The organism is Bradyrhizobium sp. CCBAU 45384 (genome assembly GCF_028128665.1).
Lineage (GTDB): Bacteria > Pseudomonadota > Alphaproteobacteria > Rhizobiales > Xanthobacteraceae > Bradyrhizobium > Bradyrhizobium manausense.
This window is the reverse complement of the sequence record NZ_LBIZ01000117.1, coordinates 339,166-357,816: the sequence shown is the minus strand read 5'-3', so window position 1 is coordinate 357,816 and position 18,651 is coordinate 339,166. Positions and strand designations below refer to the sequence as shown.

The 18,651-nt window shown below is 65.4% G+C and carries 13 protein-coding genes; 6 read left to right on the top strand and 7 right to left on the bottom strand.

The genetic code is table 11. The features are described 5' to 3' along the window. The first annotated feature begins 22 nt into the window (after positions 1–22). The 5 genes from XH80_RS33130 to XH80_RS33110 all read left to right on the top strand — a co-directional run bounded on the left by XH80_RS33130 (position 23) and on the right by XH80_RS33110 (position 7,402). Positions 23–1,603: a Do family serine endopeptidase gene (locus XH80_RS33130; protein WP_271602230.1), complete on the top strand. Its 1,581-nt coding sequence runs from the start codon at positions 23–25 to the stop codon at positions 1,601–1,603. A 294-nt stretch (positions 1,604–1,897) separates the two neighbouring features. Continuing rightward, a complete protein-coding gene (locus XH80_RS33125) occupies positions 1,898–2,578 on the top strand; it encodes a response regulator transcription factor (RefSeq protein ID WP_057753113.1) in 681 nt (226 codons plus the stop codon). Positions 2,579–2,598: 20 nt separating this feature from the next. Further along, positions 2,599–2,952, top strand: coding sequence for a hypothetical protein (locus tag XH80_RS33120; protein WP_271602229.1), 354 nt, complete (start codon positions 2,599–2,601; stop codon positions 2,950–2,952). A gap of 14 nt (positions 2,953–2,966) precedes the next feature. After that, positions 2,967–4,427 (top strand): sensor histidine kinase, encoded by a 1,461-nt coding sequence (locus tag XH80_RS33115; RefSeq protein ID WP_271602228.1) that lies wholly within the window; start codon positions 2,967–2,969, stop codon positions 4,425–4,427. Beyond that, entirely contained in the window at positions 4,424–7,402 is a 2,979-nt protein-coding gene (locus XH80_RS33110) for a bifunctional [glutamine synthetase] adenylyltransferase/[glutamine synthetase]-adenylyl-L-tyrosine phosphorylase (RefSeq protein WP_271602227.1), read from the top strand. The genes XH80_RS33115 and XH80_RS33110 overlap by 4 nt, the downstream gene beginning before the upstream one ends. Here XH80_RS33110 and XH80_RS33105 read toward each other — a convergent pair. The 5 genes from XH80_RS33105 to XH80_RS33085 are packed head-to-tail and all read right to left on the bottom strand — an operon-like array spanning position 7,368 to position 13,363. Then, the gene (locus tag XH80_RS33105; RefSeq protein ID WP_271602226.1) at positions 7,368–7,604 is read right to left on the bottom strand and encodes a formate dehydrogenase subunit delta; all 237 of its coding nucleotides are present in this window, start codon (positions 7,602–7,604) and stop codon (positions 7,368–7,370) included. The genes XH80_RS33110 and XH80_RS33105 overlap by 35 nt on opposite strands. Next, the gene (fdhD, locus tag XH80_RS33100; protein ID WP_271602225.1) at positions 7,591–8,421 is read right to left on the bottom strand and encodes a formate dehydrogenase accessory sulfurtransferase FdhD; all 831 of its coding nucleotides are present in this window, start codon (positions 8,419–8,421) and stop codon (positions 7,591–7,593) included. Before fdhD ends, XH80_RS33105 begins: the two co-directional genes overlap by 14 nt. A gap of 4 nt (positions 8,422–8,425) precedes the next feature. Further along, on the bottom strand, positions 8,426–11,299 hold the full coding sequence (gene fdhF, locus XH80_RS33095) for a formate dehydrogenase subunit alpha (protein ID WP_271602224.1): 2,874 nt from the start codon (positions 11,297–11,299) through the stop codon (positions 8,426–8,428). A 10-nt stretch (positions 11,300–11,309) separates the two neighbouring features. Further along, positions 11,310–12,866: a formate dehydrogenase beta subunit gene (locus XH80_RS33090; RefSeq protein WP_271602223.1), complete on the bottom strand. Its 1,557-nt coding sequence runs from the start codon at positions 12,864–12,866 to the stop codon at positions 11,310–11,312. Beyond that, positions 12,863–13,363 (bottom strand): formate dehydrogenase subunit gamma, encoded by a 501-nt coding sequence (locus XH80_RS33085; RefSeq protein ID WP_271602222.1) that lies wholly within the window; start codon positions 13,361–13,363, stop codon positions 12,863–12,865. The genes XH80_RS33090 and XH80_RS33085 overlap by 4 nt, the downstream gene beginning before the upstream one ends. A 222-nt stretch (positions 13,364–13,585) precedes the next feature. Here XH80_RS33085 and XH80_RS33080 point away from each other — a divergent pair, with 222 nt between their 5' ends. Then, complete coding sequence (locus XH80_RS33080) at positions 13,586–14,479, top strand: LysR family transcriptional regulator (protein WP_271602221.1); 894 nt, start codon at positions 13,586–13,588, stop codon at positions 14,477–14,479. Between the two features lie 97 nt (positions 14,480–14,576). Here XH80_RS33080 and XH80_RS33075 read toward each other — a convergent pair whose 3' ends face one another. Next, complete coding sequence (locus tag XH80_RS33075; RefSeq protein WP_271602220.1) at positions 14,577–16,904, bottom strand: PAS domain-containing sensor histidine kinase; 2,328 nt, start codon at positions 16,902–16,904, stop codon at positions 14,577–14,579. A 225-nt stretch (positions 16,905–17,129) separates the two neighbouring features. Further along, entirely contained in the window at positions 17,130–18,503 is a 1,374-nt protein-coding gene (locus XH80_RS33070; RefSeq protein ID WP_271602219.1) for a cation-efflux pump, read from the bottom strand. Positions 18,504–18,651: the final 148 nt, after the last annotated feature.

Sequence of the window (18,651 nt, the reverse complement as noted above, 5' to 3'; positions counted from 1 at the left end):
TCAAGGCGCTGGAGACCTCTGCATGACCGACCGTTCCGATCTCACCAACCTTCCGTCCTACCGGCAGCCCCGCCGCTCGGTATTATCAGCCCGCAGGATCGCGCTGATGGCCTCGGTGGTCGCCGGTCTCGGCATCGCCGTCCACGGCTTCAGCCCGTCGACGTCGCCCGCGGACCTGTTCTCGAGCCCGGCCCACGCGCAGGTCAACAACGAGGTCAAGAAGGTTGAACGTCCGATCGGTTTCGCCGACATCGTCGAGCGCGTGAAGCCCTCGGTGATCTCGGTCAAGGTCAACATCAAGGAGAAAACTGCGAGCAACGACGACGGCGATGATAACGCCTCGCCGTTCCAGCCGGGTTCGCCGATGGAGCGCTTCTTCCGCCGCTTCGGCGGTCCGGATGGCATCCCCGGTCTGAAGGGCGGTGGTCGTGGCCGCGTCGTGCAGGGCCAGGGATCCGGCCTCTTCATTTCGGCTGACGGTTATGCCGTGACCAACAACCACGTGGTCGACGGCGCCGACAAGGTCGAGGTCACCACCGACGACGGCAAGACCTACAGCGCCAAGGTGATCGGCACCGACCAGCGTACCGATCTGGCTCTGATCAAGGTCGAGGGCGGCTCGAACTTCCCGTTCGCCAAGCTCGCGGACAGCAAGCCGCGGATCGGCGACTGGGTGCTCGCGGTCGGCAACCCCTTCGGCCTCGGCGGCACCGTCACCGCGGGCATCGTCTCGGCCAGCGGCCGCGACATCGGCAACGGCCCCTATGACGATTTCATTCAGATCGACGCGCCTGTGAACAAGGGCAATTCCGGCGGTCCGGCGTTCGACACCAACGGCGAGGTGATGGGTGTCAACACCGCGATCTATTCGCCTTCCGGCGGCAGCGTCGGCATCGCGTTCTCGATCCCCGCCGCGACGGTGAAGAGCGTCGTCGCCCAGCTGAAGGACAAGGGCTCGGTCAGCCGCGGCTGGATCGGCGTACAGATCCAGCCCGTGACCTCTGATATCGCCGACAGCCTCGGCATGAAGAAGGCCGAAGGCGCGCTGGTGGCGGAGCCGCAGAAGGATGGTCCGGCCGCGAAGGCCGGCATCGAATCCGGTGACGTGATCACGTCGGTCAACGGCGAAGCCGTCAAGGATGCGCGCGAGCTCGCCCGCACCATCGGCGGCATGGCGCCCGGCGCGTCCGTGAAGCTCAACGTGCTGCACAAGGGCCAGGACAAGGTCGTGAACCTCACCCTCGGCCAGCTGCCGAACACGGTCGAGGCCAAGGCCGACATCGATAACGACAGCGGCAAGGGCGCCAGCAAGGGCACCGACGTGCCGAAGCTCGGCATGACCGTTGCGCCCGCCAACTCCGTGGCCGGCGCCGGCAAGGACGGCGTCGTGGTCACCGAAGTCGATCCGAAGAGCGCCGCGGCCGAACGCGGCTTCAAGGAAGGCGACGTGATCCTCGAAGTCGGCGGCAAGAGCGTGAGCACCGCCGGCGACGTCCGCGACGCCATCAACACGGCGCGGACCGACAACAAGAACAGCGTCCTGATGCGCGTGAAGAGCGGCGGCCAGTCGCGCTTCGTCGCGGTGCCCATCGCCAAGGGCTGACAAGGGCTGAGCCTCAGGAGGCTTACGACATGAAGGGTGTCGCCGGCATCAGTCGCCCCCGCCGCCGGCGCTCTTCGGGGAAGCAGCGTAATTTTCGCTTCCCAGCCTACCTTCCGGTGGAATACGCCCCCCTCCGTCGGAAGGCATAGGGCGGTGAGGTCCCCCCAGCTTCACCGCCCGCCCTTTTTGCCCACCCAAGTTCTCGACCAAGTCTCGCCCGCTCGGCTTGCATGCGATTGCCGCTAGCGCCATGTTTAGAGAAGGTTGACCTCCTTGACCGCCGCCGAACGCACGATGCGCCTCCTCATCATCGAAGACGACCGCGAATCCGCCGACTATCTCGTGAAGGCGTTTCGCGAGGTCGGACACATTGCCGACCATGCCGGTGACGGCGAGGAAGGCCTCGCCATGGCCGAGAGCGGCGATTACGACGTGCTGGTGGTCGACCGCATGCTGCCCAAGCGCGACGGGCTGTCGCTGATCGGCGCGCTGCGTGACAAGGGCGACACGACACCGGTGCTGATCTTGTCCGCGCTCGGTCAGGTCGACGACCGCATCAAGGGTCTGCGCGCCGGCGGCGACGACTATCTGCCGAAGCCCTATTCCTTCGCCGAGCTGCTCGCCCGTGTCGAGGTGCTGTCGCGCCGACGCGGCGGACCTGCAGAGGACACGCTCTACCGTGTCGGCGACCTCGAGCTCGACCGGCTCTCCCACCGCGTCGCCCGCGGCAAGGACGAGCTGACGCTGCAGCCGCGCGAATTCCGCCTGCTTGAATATCTGATGAAGCATGCCGGCCAGGTGGTGACGCGCACCATGCTGCTGGAGAACGTCTGGGACTATCATTTCGATCCGCAGACCAACGTGATCGACGTGCACATTTCGCGGCTGCGCTCCAAGATCGACAAGGGGTTCGAGCGGCCGCTGCTGCACACGATCCGCGGCGCCGGGTACATGATAAGAGACGGAATACGCTAAAGAAGGTGGCTTGAGGTCTGATGCCCCACCAACTGGACCTTCGGGAGCTAAGACGGACCGTCGAGCGTGAAATCGATGAGTACGTCTATGACGTGCCCAAAGGCGCGTTTGGCAATCCGTGGTCTCCCGAAAAAGTGGAACGGGAGCTTCGCACCTTCAGAGAGGCGCTTGTTGATCCTTATTGGATCGAGGTTGTCGACGACGTCAAGACAAGAAGGTCCTGTGCTGTCGTTGCGGACGACAAGAAAAGCTATCTGCTTGTCTTTGAGCCCGAAGATCAGAAATTCATGCTTGTCACGAAGAGTAGGCTGAGCAGCGAATTGACTAGTTTTGGCGTCGATGGCGATGCAGTCGGCTGCTTTCTGTCGCGATAGTCGGGGTATGATCCGTGACGGCATTCGGTAAACTCGTCCGCACCACGGCGTTCCGGCTGACACTGGTCTACCTGTTCTTGTTTGCGATTTTCGCGGCTTCGCTGCTCGGCTATTTCGCCTGGAACACGCGGCGGCTGATCACCGAAGAGATAACGCAGACGGTGAATGCCGAGACCTCGGAGATCAACGAGATCTACGGCCGTCGCGGCCTGTACGGCCTCGCGCGCACGATCGAGTCCCGCGCGTTGCGGCCGGGCGCCAATCTCTACCTCATAACCTCGCCCACCGGCCAGGCGATCGCCGGCAATGTCGGCTCGCTGGCGCCGGGCGTGATGGCGACCATCGGCTGGTCGGAGACCGCCTATCGGCGGATCGAGGATACGGATGACCGCGACCACCGGGCGCTTGTTCGCGTCATCGAACTGGAAAATGGTTTCCGCCTCCTGATCGGGCGCGACCTCGCCGAGCGGCGGCGCCTGTTCGGCATCGTCGCCAAGGCCGCGCAATGGTCGATCCTGATCGTCGTCGTGCTCGGCCTCGGCGGCGGCGTCTTCGTCGCGCGCAGGGTGTTGACGCGGATCGACGCGATGAGCGGCACCGCGCATCGCATCATGACCGGCGATCTCAGCGAGCGCCTGCCGGTCGGGCGCAGCGGCGACGAGCTCGATCGCCTCGCCGAAAACCTCAACGCCATGCTGGAGCGGATCGAGGCGCTGATGGCGGGGCTGAAAGAGGTCTCCGACAACATCGCCCACGATCTCAAGACGCCGCTGACGCGCCTGCGCAACCGCGCCGAGGAGGCGTTGGCGAAATCCGGTTGCGAGGCCGACTATCGCGCCGCGCTGGAGCGGACCATCGAGGAATCCGACGGGCTGATCCGCACCTTCAACGCGCTTCTGATGATCGCACGCGCGGAATCCGGTCAGGCGCGCGGCAACATGGATGATTTCGATGCCGCCGATGTCGCGGCCGGCATTCACGAGCTCTACGAGCCGCTCGCCGAAGACGACGGTATGACCTTGAAGGTCAAGACGGAAGCAGCGCCCATTCACGGCAATCGCGAATTGATCAGCCAGGCGCTCGCCAATCTGGTCGAGAATGCGATCAAATATGGCAAGCCGGCCGCGCAGTCGGCGGGGTCAGTGGTCAGCATGGACGCGCGTCAGATCACGATCGAGGCCAGGCGCGAAGGTGATCAGGTGCTGCTCAGCGTCACCGATCGCGGCCCCGGAATTCCGGAAGGCGATCGCAAACACGCCATCGAGCGCTTCGTGCGGCTGGAAGCGAGCCGCACCATGCCGGGCTCCGGCCTCGGCCTCAGCCTCGCCTCGGCCGTTGCCACATTGCATGGCGGCGAATTGCGCCTGGGCGATGCCCATCCCGGCCTCGTCGCCACGCTGGTGCTGCCGGCGCGCGCCGGTGCCGGCGACAGGGTTGCCCCGCCAATGCCGGATGTGCCACAGAAGGTGGCATGAACCACTCCGCGCCGGGAAACGCGGACAAGACTGGCGAGAGCCTTGCCGCACGCTTCGCGGAGGCTCCCCATATTGCCGTTTCCGCATCAGACGAACGACGTTTCGACAGCTGGCTGGCCGAGCTCGAGCCGGCCCAATCGGCTCGTCTGGAAGCGCTGCTAGCTCAACCCTTCGCGCGCGACATCCTGGCCGGCATCGCGCAATTCTCGCCTTATTTGTTCGATCTGGTGCGCGCCGATCCGCTGCGCCTGATTCGGTTGCTCGAATGCGAGCCGGATGCGCATCTCGCCGCGCTGATCGCGGAGGCGAGGGGCGCGGTACTTGCCGCGCCTGATGAAGCCGAGGTGATGCGGCTGCTTCGCCGTATGAAGGCTGAGGCGGCGCTGCTGATCGCGCTGTGCGACATCGGCGGGGTCTGGCCGGTGATGCGGGTGACGGCGGCGTTGACCGATCTCGCGGTCTCCTCGGTACAGGCGGCGCTGCAATACCTGCTGCGTCAGGAAGCCGCACGCGGCAAGATCCTGCCTGAAGATCCCGAGGCGCCCGAGGTCGGTTGCGGCCTGATCGTGCTCGCCATGGGCAAGATGGGGGCCGGTGAGCTCAACTACTCCAGCGACATCGATCTCATCGTGTTCTTCGACCCCGATGCCGCGACGCTTGTGCCGGATATCGAGCCGCAGCCGTTCTTCGTGCGGGTCACGCAAGGCCTGGCGCGCATTCTCCAGCAGCGCACCTATGACGGTTACGTGTTCCGCGTCGATCTGCGGCTGCGGCCCGATCCATCCTCGACGCAAGTCGCGATTTCGCGCGATGCAGCGCTGAACTATTACGAGCGGGAAGGGCGCACCTGGGAGCGCGCCGCCATGATCAAGGCGCGGGCGTGCGCCGGCGACGCCAGAGCGGGCGAGGCGCTGCTGGCCGAAATCGCGCCCTTCGTCTGGCGCAAGCATCTCGATTTCGCCGCACTTGCCGACGTGCACGACATGAAGCGGCAGATGCAGACCTATCGCGGCCAGAGCGAGATTGCGGTCGAGGGGCACAACGTCAAGGTCGGCCGCGGCGGCATCCGCGAGATCGAGTTCTTCGCCCAGACCCAGCAGCTGATCGCCGGCGGCCGCCATCCGGAATTGCGGGTGCGGCCCACGCTGGCCGCGCTCAATGTCCTCGCCGCGCGCAACTGGATCACCTCCGCCGCCCGCGACGAGCTGACCAAGGCCTATGAATTCCTGCGCCGGGTCGAGCATCGTCTCCAGATGATCGCCGACGAGCAGACTCATGCGCTGCCTGATGACAAGGAGGCGGTCGAACGATTCGCCAGGTTCTTCGGCTATGACAGCCGCGAGGCCTTTGCGCGCGACCTGATGCACCAGCTCGAGATCGTCCAGGGGCACTACGAAAAGCTGTTCGAGGGCGATGATCCGACCGGCACGGCAAGCCTGCCGGCGATCGATTATCGGGTCGGCCCTGACGATCCGCGTCTGCTCCAGCATTTGACGACGCTTGGTTTCAAGAAGCCTGCGGCGGTGGCGCAGACCGTCTGCGACTGGCTCACCGCGGATTATCGCGTGTTCCGCAACAAGCAGACGCGCAACGCTTTCGTCGAGTTCGTGCCGGCCTTGATCGATGGCCTGGCGCATGCGGAGGAGCCGGACCGCGCAGTGACGGCATTCGATCAGTTCCTCCGGGCGCTCCAGCGCGGCGGCCGGCTGATCACGCTGCTCGGCCAGAACCGCGATCTCGTCGCGCTCGTGGCGCTGGTGCTTGGCGCCGCGCCCCGGCTTGGCGAGATGCTGGCGCGGCAACCGCAATTGATGGACGGCCTGATCGATCCGCGCTTCTTCGGCGCGATGCCGGATCGGCGGGAACTGTCGGCACGGCTTGCGGCCACGGTGCAGGATGCGGGCTCCTATGAGGAGTTTCTGGATCGGCTGCGCCTGTTCGGACAGGAGAGCCTGTTCCTGATCGGCACCCGCATCCTGTCCGGCACGGTTTCGGCGCAGCAGGCCAGCACGGCTTTTGCCGACGTCGCCGAGGGCATCGTTCACACCGTCCACGGTCTCGTCGCCGATCGCTTTGCCGCGCAACACGGCCGGATCAGGGGGCAGGAGACCGCGATCATCGCCATGGGACGGCTCGGCAGCCGCGAAATGACCGCGTCCTCGGATCTCGATCTGATCCTGCTCTACGATTTCGACAGCGACCATCCGGACTCGGACGGCGAGAAATCACTTCAGGGCGCGCATTATTTCGCCCGCCTCACCCAGCGCCTGATCAGCGCCTTCACGACCCGCACCAATTACGGCGTGCTCTACGAGATCGACATGCGGCTGCGGCCCTCGGGACGCGCGGGTCCCGTGGCGTCGAGCCTTGTCTCCTTTGCGGACTACCAGGCCAATGAGGCCTGGACCTGGGAGCACATGGCGTTGACGCGCGCGCGCGTGGTGTCGGCGTCGCGCGAATTCACCGCGCGCATCGAGCAGATTATCCGCGAGGTCCTGACCCGCCGCCGCGACCGGGCCACCATCGCCAACGACGTCGCCGACATGCGCCGCGCCATCGCGCAAGAGAAGGGCGAGACCGACCATTGGGACCTGAAATACGCCTCAGGCGGCATGGTCGACATCGATTTTATCGCCCAATACCTCCAACTTGTGCACGCCCACGACAAGCCCGAGATTCTCGATGTCAGCACGTTGCAGGTGCTGGATAATGCATGCAGGCTCGGTGTGATCGGGCAACCTGAAACCGAAATCCTGCGCGCCGCCGCGCGGCTCTATCATGATCTGACGCAGATCCTGCGGCTCTGCGTCAGCGACCGCTTCAAGCCGGAAACCGCGGGCACCGATCTGCAGCGGGTGATGGCGCGCGCCGGCGATGCGCCGGATTTCTCCTCGCTGGAGGCACGCGTGAAGGAGACGCAAAGCGAGGTGCGGCGCGTGTTCAGCGCGCTGCTGGAAGGGAAGTCGCCAGCTTGAGCGAGGTGATGGCTTCGAGCACGTTCGGCTCCAGCCCTGCGCCGCCCGCGTCGAGATGCGCGAAGATTGCGCGCTTCATCCGGGGATCCCAGAACTTCTTGATGTGGTCGGCGATCCCCGGCACGGCCCTGTCGTGGCCCTGACTGCGGAAGAAAGTGCCGATCTGGTTGGCCATGTAGACGAGGCGGTCAGGCGACGACATCGATGATCTCCTGTTCACAATGAGCCGTGACGCGGCCGTGGTGCGTGAACACTTCAAACCCGTCGTTGCGGGCAATCGCGATCAGGGTGATGCCGGCAGCCTCCGCGGTACGTACTGCAAGTGCGGTCGGCGCGGAGACCGCGACCATCACGGGCGCACCAATTGCAGCCGTCTTCTGCACCATCTCGACGGAGACGCGGCTCGTCAGCAGCACCATGCCGTTGCTTGCGCTCGTCCGGCTGCGCGCGAGCGAGCCCGCGAGCTTGTCGAGCGCGTTGTGGCGGCCGACGTCCTCGCGCAAGGCGACGATGCCGTGCGACGGCGACCAGAAGGCGGCGGCGTGCACCGCGCGGGTCTGCATGTTGATCGATTGCAGGGGAGCGATCGCCTGCATCGCCGTCATGATCTGTTGCGGCGTGAAGATCTGACCCTGCGGCACGATCGCCGCGGGCCTGATAGCCTCGGCGATGGACTCGATGCCGCAGATGCCGCAGCCGGTGGGACCTGCGATATGGCGGCGGCGCTCGCTGATGCGCGCGGCGTCCTCTGACTCCAACCACATGCGCAGCTCGATGCCGTCGTCGAGCCTGATAACATCGAGCGATTTGATGTCGTCGACGGACCTGATGATGCCTTCGTCCAGGCTGAAACCGACGGCGAAATCTTCCAGGTTCTGCGGCGTCCCCATCATGACGGCATAGGTGCCGCCATTATAGGTCAGCGCCAGCGGGGTCTCCTCGGGGATCAGCCGCGGTCCTGCCGACGCGACAGCGTAACGCCAGATCTCGCGGTCGATGGCCTGGACCGGTACGTGCATGCGGTTACTCCGCGGCCTCGGCCGGCGCGATGCGGCGGGAGTGCCGCGCCTGCGAGTCGTAGCTCTTCTGCCAGTCGGACGGCCCGTTCGAGGGCGAGATCTGCACCGCCGTGACCTTGTATTCCGGACAATTGGTTGCCCAGTCCGAATAGTCTGTGGTGATCACGTTGGCCTGCGTGTCCGGATGATGGAAGGTGGTGTAGACCACGCCCGGCGACACGCGGTCGGTGATTTCGGCGCGCAGCGTGGTCTCGCCGGCCCGGCTCGCCAGCCGCACCCAGTCACCGTCGCGCACACCGCGCTGCTCGGCGTCGTGGGGGTGGATCTCCAGCCGGTCCTCGGCATGCCAGACCACGTTCTCGGTGCGCCTTGTCTGCGCGCCGACATTGTACTGGCTGAGGATGCGGCCCGTGGTGAGCAGCAGCGGGAAGCGGGGGCCGGTGCGCTCATCGGTCGCGACATATTCGGTGACGATGAACTTGCCCTTGCCGCGGACGAAGCCGTCGATGTGCATCACCGGCGTGCCCTCGGGCGCCTTCTCGTTGCAGGGCCACTGCACCGAGCCGAGCTCGTCGAGCTTGGCATAGGAGACGCCGGTGAAAGTCGGCGTCAGCGCCGCGATCTCGTCCATGATCTCCGAGGGGTGGCTGTAGTTCATCTCGAAGCCCATCGCCTTGGCAAGGCCGATGGTGACCTCCCAGTCGGCCATGCCGTTCTTCGGTGACATCACCTTGCGCACGCGCTGGATGCGGCGCTCGGCATTGGTAAAGGTGCCGTCCTTCTCGAGGAAGCTCGAGCCGGGCAGGAAGACATGGGCGTAGTTCGCGGTCTCGTTCAGGAAGAGGTCGTGAACGATGACGCATTCCATCGCCGACAGCGCCGCCACCACATGCTTGGTATTGGGATCGGACTGGAGAATGTCCTCGCCCTGCACGTACAGGCCCATGAACGTGCCTTCGATGGCGGCATCGAACATGTTGGGAATGCGCAGGCCCGGCTCCGGGTTGAGCTTGACGTTCCACAGCGCCTCGAACTGGTCGCGCACGGCATCACCCGAGATGTGGCGATAGCCGGGCAACTCGTGCGGGAACGAGCCCATGTCGCAGGAGCCTTGAACGTTGTTCTGGCCGCGCAGCGGATTCACACCGACGCCGGGACGGCCGATATTGCCTGTTGCCATCGCGAGATTGGCGATCGCGATCACGGTGGTCGAGCCCTGGCTGTGCTCGGTGACGCCGAGGCCGTAATAGATCGCGCCATTGCCGCCGGTGGCGTAGAGGCGGGCGGCTTCGCGCAGCACCTTCGGATCGACACCGGTGAGGATCGCGGTGGCTTCCGGGCTGTGCTTTGCTTGCGCGACGAAGGCGGCCCATTCCTCGAATTCGCTCCAGTCGCAGCGCTCGCGCACGAAGGCTTCGTTGACCAGGCCCTCGGTGACGATGACATGCGCCAGCGCCGTGACGACCGCGACGTTGGTGCCGGGCATCAAGGGCAGGTGCAGCGCCTTCACATGCGGCGATTCCACCATCTCGGTGCGGCGCGGATCGATCACGATCAGCTTCGCGCCCTGGCGCAGCCGCTTCTTCAGTCGCGAGGCGAACACCGGGTGAGCCGAGGCGGGGTTGGCACCGATGATGACGGCGACGTCGGTGTCCTCGACCGAGTCGAAATCCTGCGTGCCGGCCGAGGTGCCGAAAGTCTGCGACAGGCCATAGCCGGTTGGCGAATGGCAGACGCGGGCGCAGGTGTCGACATTGTTGTTGCCGAAGCCGGCGCGGATCAGCTTCTGCACCAGATAGGTCTCTTCATTGGTGCAGCGGGACGAGGTGATGCCGCCGATGGCATCGCGGCCGTATTTCTTCTGGATGCCGCGCATCCTGGCGGCGGCAAAGGAGAACGCCTCGTCCCAGGACACTTCCTTCCACGGGTCCTCGATCCGCTCGCGGATCATGGGTTTAAGAATGCGCTCCTTGTGGTTGGTGTAGCCCCAGGCGAAGCGGCCCTTGACGCAGGAATGGCCGCGATTGGCCTTGCCGTCCTTATAGGGCACCATGCGCACCACTTCCTCGCCGCGCATTTCCGCCTTGAAGGCGCAGCCGACGCCACAATAGGCACAGGTGGTAACGACGGAGTGCTCGGGCTGTCCGATCTCGATCACGGATTTTTCCGTCAACGTCGCGGTCGGGCAGGCCTGCACGCAGGCACCGCAGGAGACACATTCGGAGCCGAGGAAGCTCTCGCTCATGCCCGGCGAGACTCGGCTGTCGAAGCCGCGGCCGGAGATGGTCAGCGCGAAGGTGCCTTGCACCTCCTCGCAGGCGCGGACGCAGCGCGAGCAGACGATGCACTTGGAGGGATCGTAGGTGAAATAGGGGTTGGACTCGTCCTTCGGCATCCAGGCGGCGTTGACCTCGCCGTTGGATTTCGCGAAGACGTGGTTCTCGCCCTCATAGCCGTAGCGGACTTCGCGCAGGCCCACGGCGCCGGCCATGTCCTGCAATTCGCAATCGCCATTGGCGCCGCAGGTGAGACAGTCGAGCGGGTGGTCGGAGATGTAGAGCTCCATCACGCCCTTGCGCAGCTGCTTCAGCCGCTCGCTCTGGGTGTGGACCACGAGACCGTTCATCACGGGCGTGGTGCAGGAGGCCGGCGTGCCGGCGCGGCCCTCGATCTCGACGACGCAGAGGCGGCAGGAGCCGAAGGCATCGACCATGTCGGTCGCGCACAGTTTTGGGATCTGGTGGCCGGCGTCCATCGCGGCGCGCATGATCGAGGTGCCCTCGGGCACCGTGACCTCTTTGCCGTCGATGGTCAGCGTGACCATCGTTGATGATTTGGAGCGCGGCGTGCCGAAGTCGACTTCCTCGATCAGAGACATTGTCGTTCTCCTATTCCGCGGCCTGAAGCGTGGTCGGGGCCGGGACAAAATCTTCCCGGAAGTGCTTCAATGCGCTGAGCACGGGGTAGGGCGTGAAGCCGCCGAGTGCGCACAGCGAGCCGAATTTCATGGTGTTGCAGAGGTCTTCGACCAGCGCGAGATTTTCGGCAACGCGTTCGCCGCGGATGATCTTCTCGATGGTCTCGACGCCGCGGGTCGAGCCGATGCGGCAGGGCGTGCACTTGCCGCAGGATTCGATGGCGCAGAACTCCATGGCGAAGCGCGCCTGCTTGCGCATATCGACGCTGTCGTCGAACACGACGATGCCGCCATGGCCGATCAGGCCGTCACGTGCGGCGAAGGCCTCATAGTCGAACGGCGTGTCGAACAGGGCGCGGGGGAAGTAGGCGCCGAGCGGGCCGCCGACCTGCACCGCGCGCACCGGGCGTCCCGTGAACGTGCCGCCGCCGATGTCGTCGACGAGCTCGCCCAGCGTCACGCCGAACGCGGTTTCGAACAGGCCGCCATGGCGGATGTTGCCGGCGAGCTGGATCGGCATGGTGCCGCGCGAACGGCCCATGCCGAAATCGGCATAGGCCTTGGCGCCCTCTGCGAGGATGAAGGGGATGGCGGCAAACGACAGCACGTTGTTGATGACGGTCGGCTTGCCGAACAGGCCATGATGCGCCGGCAGCGGCGGTTTTGCGCGCACCAGGCCGCGGCGCCCTTCGAGGCTTTCCAGCAGCGAGGTCTCCTCGCCACAGACATAGGCGCCGGCGCCGACGCGCACGTCCATGTCGAAGCTATGGGTCGATCCGCCGATCCTGTCGCCGAGATAGCCGCCGCGCCTGGCGGCCTTGATGGCCGCATTCATCGCCTCGACCGCGTGCGGATATTCGCTGCGGATGTAGATATAGCCTTTGGTCGCCCCCACAGTGATGCCGGCGGTGGTCATGCCCTCGATGACCAGGAAGGGATCGCCTTCCATGATCATGCGATCGGCAAAGGTGCCGCTGTCGCCTTCGTCGGCATTGCAGACGATGAACTTACGATCGGCCTTGGCCTGCGCCACGGTCTTCCACTTGATGCCGGTCGGAAAGCCGGCGCCGCCGCGGCCGCGCAGGCCCGACGTCGTCACTTCGTCGAGGATCGCGTCCGGGCCCAGCGACAGCGCGCGCTCAAAACCCTTGTAGCCGCCATGGGCGCGATAGTCGTCGAGCGAACGCGGATCGATCACGCCGCAGCGGGCGAAGGTGAGGCGGGTCTGGCGCTTCAGCCAGGAGATCTCGTCCGTGACGCCGAGCCGCAGCGCGTGCGGTCCGTCGCTCGCCATGGACTCGAGCACGGAGGCGACGTCCTCGGCGCTCACCGGCCCGTAGGCGACGCGGCCCGCAGGCGTCGCCACCTCGACCATCGGCTCCAGCCAGTGCAATCCGCGCGAACCGGTCCTGATGATCTCGATCGACAGGCCGCGCTGCCGCGCGATCTGGTCAAGCGCTGTGACGACGTCATCGGCGCCGACGGCGATTGCCGTCGCATCCCGAGGAACAAAAATCTTCATATTCATCGCTGCGCCTCCGCAACCAGCGCATCGAGGCGCTTCTCGTCGAGCCGTCCGACGAGGCGGCCGTCGAGCATCGCCGACGGCGCGGTCGAGCAGAGGCCGAGGCAGTAGATCGGCTCCAGCGTGACGCGGTCATCCGCAGTGGTGTTGCCAAGCGAAACGCCGAGCTTCGCCTCGGCGCGCGCCGCCAGCGCATCGCCGCCGGCGGCCTGGCAGGCCTCGGCGCGGCACAGCTTCAGCACATGGCGGCCGGCCGGCTTGTGGCGGAAATCATGGTAGAAGGTGAAGACGCCATGGACCTCGGCGCGCGACAGGTTCAGCGCCTGCGCCACCATGGGAATGGCGGCCTCCGGCACGTAGCCGAACGCCGCCTGGAGCGCGTGGAGGATGACGAGCGTTGCGCCTTCCTGGCTGGCATGTTCGGCGATGATCTCGGCGCCGCGAATCTCGTTCCAAGGTTCGCATGAAGGCTCGTATGAAGGCTCAAAAACCACTGTCATTCTTCGTTCTCAAATTGAGCGTCCCTTCCGCAAACTATTTGGAATCATTCGAAGATCAATAAAGCTGTCTCATGCTGCGATTGCGAATTCGGATCGATTGGAAAGCGCAATCGACCGATACGGTCAGGTAATGAAACTCGTATCGGCTGCCGGTTTTTGCGTGTTGGTGCAGCCCCGGCGTGATAGCTTGCATGCCACGTTGGAATCCGAAGGGACGGACGATTGATCGACAAGCTTGAACTGCTGCTGGCGCTGGCCAAGGAGCGGCATTTTGGACGGGCGGCAGAGGCCTGCGGCGTGACCCAGCCGACCATGTCGACCGGGCTGAAGCAGCTCGAGGAGATCCTCGGCGTGATGCTGGTCCAGCGCGGCTCCCGTTTCCAGGGTTTCACCCCCGAAGGCGAGCGGGCGCTCGACTGGGCGCGTCGCATCGTCGGCGATGCTCGTGCGATGCGCGACGAGATCAACGGACTGAAGCATCAGCTCTCCGGCGAGATCCGTATTGCGGCGATCCCGACCGTGCTCGGCATGGTCGCGTCATTGACGACGCCGTTCCGTGCGCGGCATCCCGAGGTGCGCTTCAGCATCCGCTCGACGACGTCGTCGGAGGTGCTGGGGCTGCTCGAAAATCTCGAGGTCGATGCGGGACTGACCTATATCGAGAACGAGCCGATCGGCAAGGTGCGCACCATTCCGCTCTACAATGAGAGCTATCGCCTGCTCACCGCGCCCGATGGGATGTTCGGCGATCGCGAGATGGTGACCTGGAAGGAGGTCGGGCAGGTGCCGCTGTGCCTGCTGACGCCTGACATGCAGAACCGCCGCATCATCGACCGCGCGCTGCGCTCGGTCGGCGCGGAGGCGACGCCGACGCTGACATCGAATTCGCTGCTGGTGCTGTTCACCCACGTCAAGACCGGCCGGTGGGCGAGCGTGATGCCGGCCAAGCTCGCCGAGACGCTCGGCCTGTCCGACAAGGTCCGCACCATCCCGATCGTCGACCCCGAGGTCACCTACAGCATTGGTCTCGTCATCCCGCAGCGGGACCCGATGACGCCGCTGATCGCAGCGCTGGTCAATATCGCCCGCGAAGTCGCGCCATCGCTGCAATCGTAAAGCGGAATCTGTTTCGTTGATTCGATGCGAGCCGAGGGCTCGATCACCTCTCCCTACGGGAGAGGTGATCCGACGCCGATCCATCGTGCTCGAGGCTTCACGCCGCCGCCGAAATCCCAGCCGCCTTGACGGCGTCGCGCGGCAGCGTCACGCGGACGACGGTGCCGACTTCCAGCCTGGAGCGCAGCTTCATCGAGCCACCGTGGAGCTGTGCCAGCGAACGCGCGATCGCGAGGCCGAGGCCGGAGCCGTGATAGGTCTTGGTGAGCTGGCTCTCGACCTGCTCGAACGGACGTCCGAGCCGCGCCAGCGAGTGCGGCGCGATGCCGATGCCGGTATCGGCGATCATCAGCACGATCCTGTCCTCGAGCTGCCGGCTGCGCACCACGATGCGGCCGCCGTCGGGCGTGAACTTCACGGCGTTGGACAAGAGGTTGACGACGATCTGCTTGGTGGCGCGGCGGTCGGCGACGACAGAGATCGATTTCCCGATGTCGGCATCGAGCTCGAGGTGCTTGTCCTGGGCCCGGCCGACGACGACGCGCAAGGATTCAGCCAACGTCTGCGACAGGTCGAGCTCTTCCATGTCGAGCTTCATGCGGCCGGCCTCGATCTTGGACATGTCGAGGATGTCGTTGATGACCTCGAGCAGATAGTGACCGCTGGTCAGGATGTCGTGGCAGTATTCCTGGTACTTCTCGCTGCCGAGCTCGCCGAACATGCCCGAGCCCATGATCTCGGAGAAGCCGATGATGGCGTTGAGCGGCGTGCGCAGCTCGTGGCTCATATTGGCGAGGAACTTCGACTTGGTCTGGTTGGCTTCCTCGGCCCGGGTCTTCTCGCGCTGGTACTTCTCGGCGAGATCGGCGAGCTCGATGGTCTGGCGCTCCAGCGCGGCCTGCGAGCGCTTGAGGTCGATGACGGTGGCGCGCAGGCGCAGATCGTTGTCGACGAGCTTCTGCTCGTGCTCCTTGATGCGGGTGATGTCGGTGCCGACGGAGACGTAGCCGCCGTCCTTGGTCCGACGCTCGCTGATATGCAGCCAGCTGCCGTCGTCGAGCTGGGCCTCGAAGGTGCGCGCGCCCGGCCCCTGGGCACCGGTCTCGTTGTGGCGGGTGCGGACCTCGGGCATGCGGCCGACTTCCAGCACGGTCTCGTAGGAGGTGCCGGGGATCACCGCGGTGTCGGGCAGCTTGTGCAGGCGCTGGAAGTGCGAGTTGCAGAGCACCAGGCGGTCGCTGGCGTCCCACAGCACGAAGGCTTCCGGAATGGTCTCGATCGCATCGCGCAGGCGCAGGTCGGCTTCCACGGTCCGCTCGGCGAGGCTCTTCTGCTCGGTGATGTCGACCGCGATGCCGATCAGGTGGATGCCGGCATCACTTGCGCCGCGGGTTCGCTCGCAGCGGACGCGCAGCCAGATCCAGTGGCCGTCGACGTGCTGCATGCGGAAGGTCTGGTCGATGTGGTCGATCTTCCCGGAGATCAGCTGGTCGGCGATCTCGAACAGGTCGATGTCGTCGGACTTCACCAGCGCATTGACCTCGCCGAAAGTGAGCAGCTCGTTGCGGCCGTCGAGGCCCAGCATCGAGAACATCGATTGCGACCAGAAGATCCGGCCGCGCGACAGGTCCCAGTCCCACAGGCCGCAGCGGCCGCGGTTGAGCGCGGTGTCGATGCGGCCGCGCACCGCGTCGTTGATGAGGTCGCCTTCACGGGCGCGGGTCGACTGCCAGTGGAAGGCAAAGCCGAGGATCAGGACGACGAAGCCCGTGGTCGCCGACAGCGTCACGGACAGTGCTGCGTCCGAGCCCCAGATCGGCTCGTTGCGCTCCTGGATCACCGTGACGAGACCCGGCAACGACTTGATCGGCCGCGCGGTCGCCAGCGCCGTGTTGCCGTCAGGCAGCGTCATGTCCGCGACGTCGTTGTCGCGCGGCGGCGCCGCGAGCAGCTGTGCGGTGGTGATCGCATCGAGCAGGCGGTCGTTGCCTGCTGGATCGCTGTCGATCGGAATGCGGGCGAGGATGTGACCGTTGACGCCGGCCGAGGTGACGACGACGTGGCGGCCCGAGACCCTGGCCTTGTTCGGGATCATGTCGGGCAGCAGCGTCGGCAGGTTCTCGATGGCCTTCAGTCGCTCGGCGCGCAACGAGGTCGCGCGGTCGATGCGCTCGGCGAGCAGCTCGGCGAGCATCGAGATGTCGTTCTGGATCACCAGGCGCTTCTGGCGTGTCTGGTCGACGACTTGGACGAACGCGCCGAGGCAGATCGTGATGAGGAAGGCAATGATGAGCGTCGGCACGGCGCGACGCAGCGCCGGCTCCGCGATCAGGAGCCGATGATAGGCAGGTTTCGCGATCGATTGCGCCAATCCCTTGATCGAATCGGATTGGACGCACGCGTTCGCGGCGTCTGCGCGCGCCATGCCTTCGGCCCCCTGAAAACCTGTCTGCAACACCATTCGAAAGCAGCCCCACAACGCTTTCGAATCACAGCGATTTGAATCCAGTTTGCGCAGGCTGTCGAGAGTCAACGAAAGGTTAACGCGAAATAATTCTTATCCAATGCAGAGTTTGCGCGGCTTCTGCTCCGCAAACTCACGTGCATAGGAGTCCGAAACGAGAACGTGTGACTCCTCGCGCTTTCCGCCTCACGCGCGCGGTGGTTCGGCGTGGCTGATGACGCGCTTCACGCTCGGGAACGCGCGGCGCAAGCGGCGCTCGATCGCATCGACTTGCTCATGCACCTTGATCACGCTCATCGACGGCGCGGCGCGGCAATGGAAGTTGACGATCTCGCCGCCTTCGGTGTCGCGGACGCGCACATTATGGATGTCGTGAATCTCGCCGCCGGCGGCATATTCGGTGAGCGCGGCGGCGATGATCTGTACCCTGTCGGGCGCGGCATCGGCGCCGAACGGCAGTTCCGGTTCCAGCGGCTCGATATGGACGTCGACCTCGACGTCAGCGCCGAACTCTTCCTGGATGCTGCGCTCCAGCCTGTTGGCGACGTCGTGGGCGGCCTCGAGTTGCATGTTGGCGTCGACCTCGAGGTCGATGCTGACGATCAGCTTGGCGACAAGATCGTGCACCGTGACGTGGTGGATGGCGAGGCCGGAATTGCGCGCGATCACCATGATGCGGTCGCGCACGGTCTCGTTGTCGCGGGCGACGGGGACGGCCGTGAAGGACAGGTCGGCATCGCCGAAGGCCTTGCCAAGGGCGGCTTCGGCGTTGCGCTTGATGCCTTCGACGCGGTCGATCGGGTAGGTCCTGGGCACCTTGACGATGCTGTCGATGAAGGTGGTCGCCCCGACCATGCGCACGCGCAGCCGCTCGACGTCGATCACGCCGGGCACGCTGCGGATCGCGGCGGTGGCCTTGTCCTGTGCCCCTTCCGGCGCGCGGTCGACCAGCGTCTGCACCGTCGAGCCCGCCATGCGCAGGCCGAGCAGAGCGATCATCACGGCGACCGCGGCGGCGGCCGCGGCGTCGCCCCACCAGAAGCCGAATGCCGCAAGGATCAGGCCGATGATGACAGCGAATGAGCCCATGACATCGGAGGCAAAATGCAGCGCGTCGGCCGCGAGCGCCTGGCTCCGCGTTTCCCGCGCGGCCTTGTGCAGGGCGCGGGCGCGCCAGAGATTGACGGCGATGTCGAGCACCAGCACCACGAATGGCACGGCCGAGATCGTCGGCGGCGGGGTTCCCTCGCGCAGCCGGCTGTAGGATTCGACCAGGATGCCGCCGGCGAGCACATAGAGCAGGGCGGTCACACCGAGCGCGGAGACGCTCTCGAGCTTGCCGTGGCCGTAATGGTGCTCGTCGTCGGCCGGCTTGTCTGAGACCCGCACCACCGCCCAGGTGATGATGGTCGCGACCAGGTCGATCGAGGAGTGCAGCGCCTCGGAGATCAGCGCCAGCGATCCGATCGCGATCCCGACCACGAATTTGGCCGCCGCCATGCCGCCGCTGGCCAGGATCGAGATGGCCGCGACCGATGTCTTGTCGTGTTGTCCGCTCATGGCGGGGATTTAGCAGGGCGTTCGCGAACATCAAGCGACGATCCACAGAACTAGTCGCGAGTGAGTTGCAGGAGGGAAGCTGTTGCGAATGCTTCTGAATTGAAGGCGGGCCGAGTGTCCTTGCTCGGCTCTCGTAGGGTGGGCAAAG

Coding starts and splice junctions, on each gene's coding strand:
- XH80_RS33090 (WP_271602223.1), bottom strand. CDS start 12,866: ATGAATATGAAGATTTTTGTTCCTCGGGATGCGACGGCAATCGCCGTC.
- XH80_RS33110 (WP_271602227.1), top strand. CDS start 4,424: ATGAACCACTCCGCGCCGGGAAACGCGGACAAGACTGGCGAGAGCCTT.
- XH80_RS33070 (WP_271602219.1), bottom strand. CDS start 18,503: ATGAGCGGACAACACGACAAGACATCGGTCGCGGCCATCTCGATCCTG.
- XH80_RS33120 (WP_271602229.1), top strand. CDS start 2,599: ATGCCCCACCAACTGGACCTTCGGGAGCTAAGACGGACCGTCGAGCGT.
- XH80_RS33085 (WP_271602222.1), bottom strand. CDS start 13,363: ATGACAGTGGTTTTTGAGCCTTCATACGAGCCTTCATGCGAACCTTGG.
- XH80_RS33130 (WP_271602230.1), top strand. CDS start 23: ATGACCGACCGTTCCGATCTCACCAACCTTCCGTCCTACCGGCAGCCC.
- XH80_RS33125 (WP_057753113.1), top strand. CDS start 1,898: ATGCGCCTCCTCATCATCGAAGACGACCGCGAATCCGCCGACTATCTC.
- fdhD (WP_271602225.1), bottom strand. CDS start 8,421: ATGCACGTACCGGTCCAGGCCATCGACCGCGAGATCTGGCGTTACGCT.
- fdhF (WP_271602224.1), bottom strand. CDS start 11,299: ATGTCTCTGATCGAGGAAGTCGACTTCGGCACGCCGCGCTCCAAATCA.
- XH80_RS33075 (WP_271602220.1), bottom strand. CDS start 16,904: ATGGCGCGCGCAGACGCCGCGAACGCGTGCGTCCAATCCGATTCGATC.
- XH80_RS33105 (WP_271602226.1), bottom strand. CDS start 7,604: ATGTCGTCGCCTGACCGCCTCGTCTACATGGCCAACCAGATCGGCACT.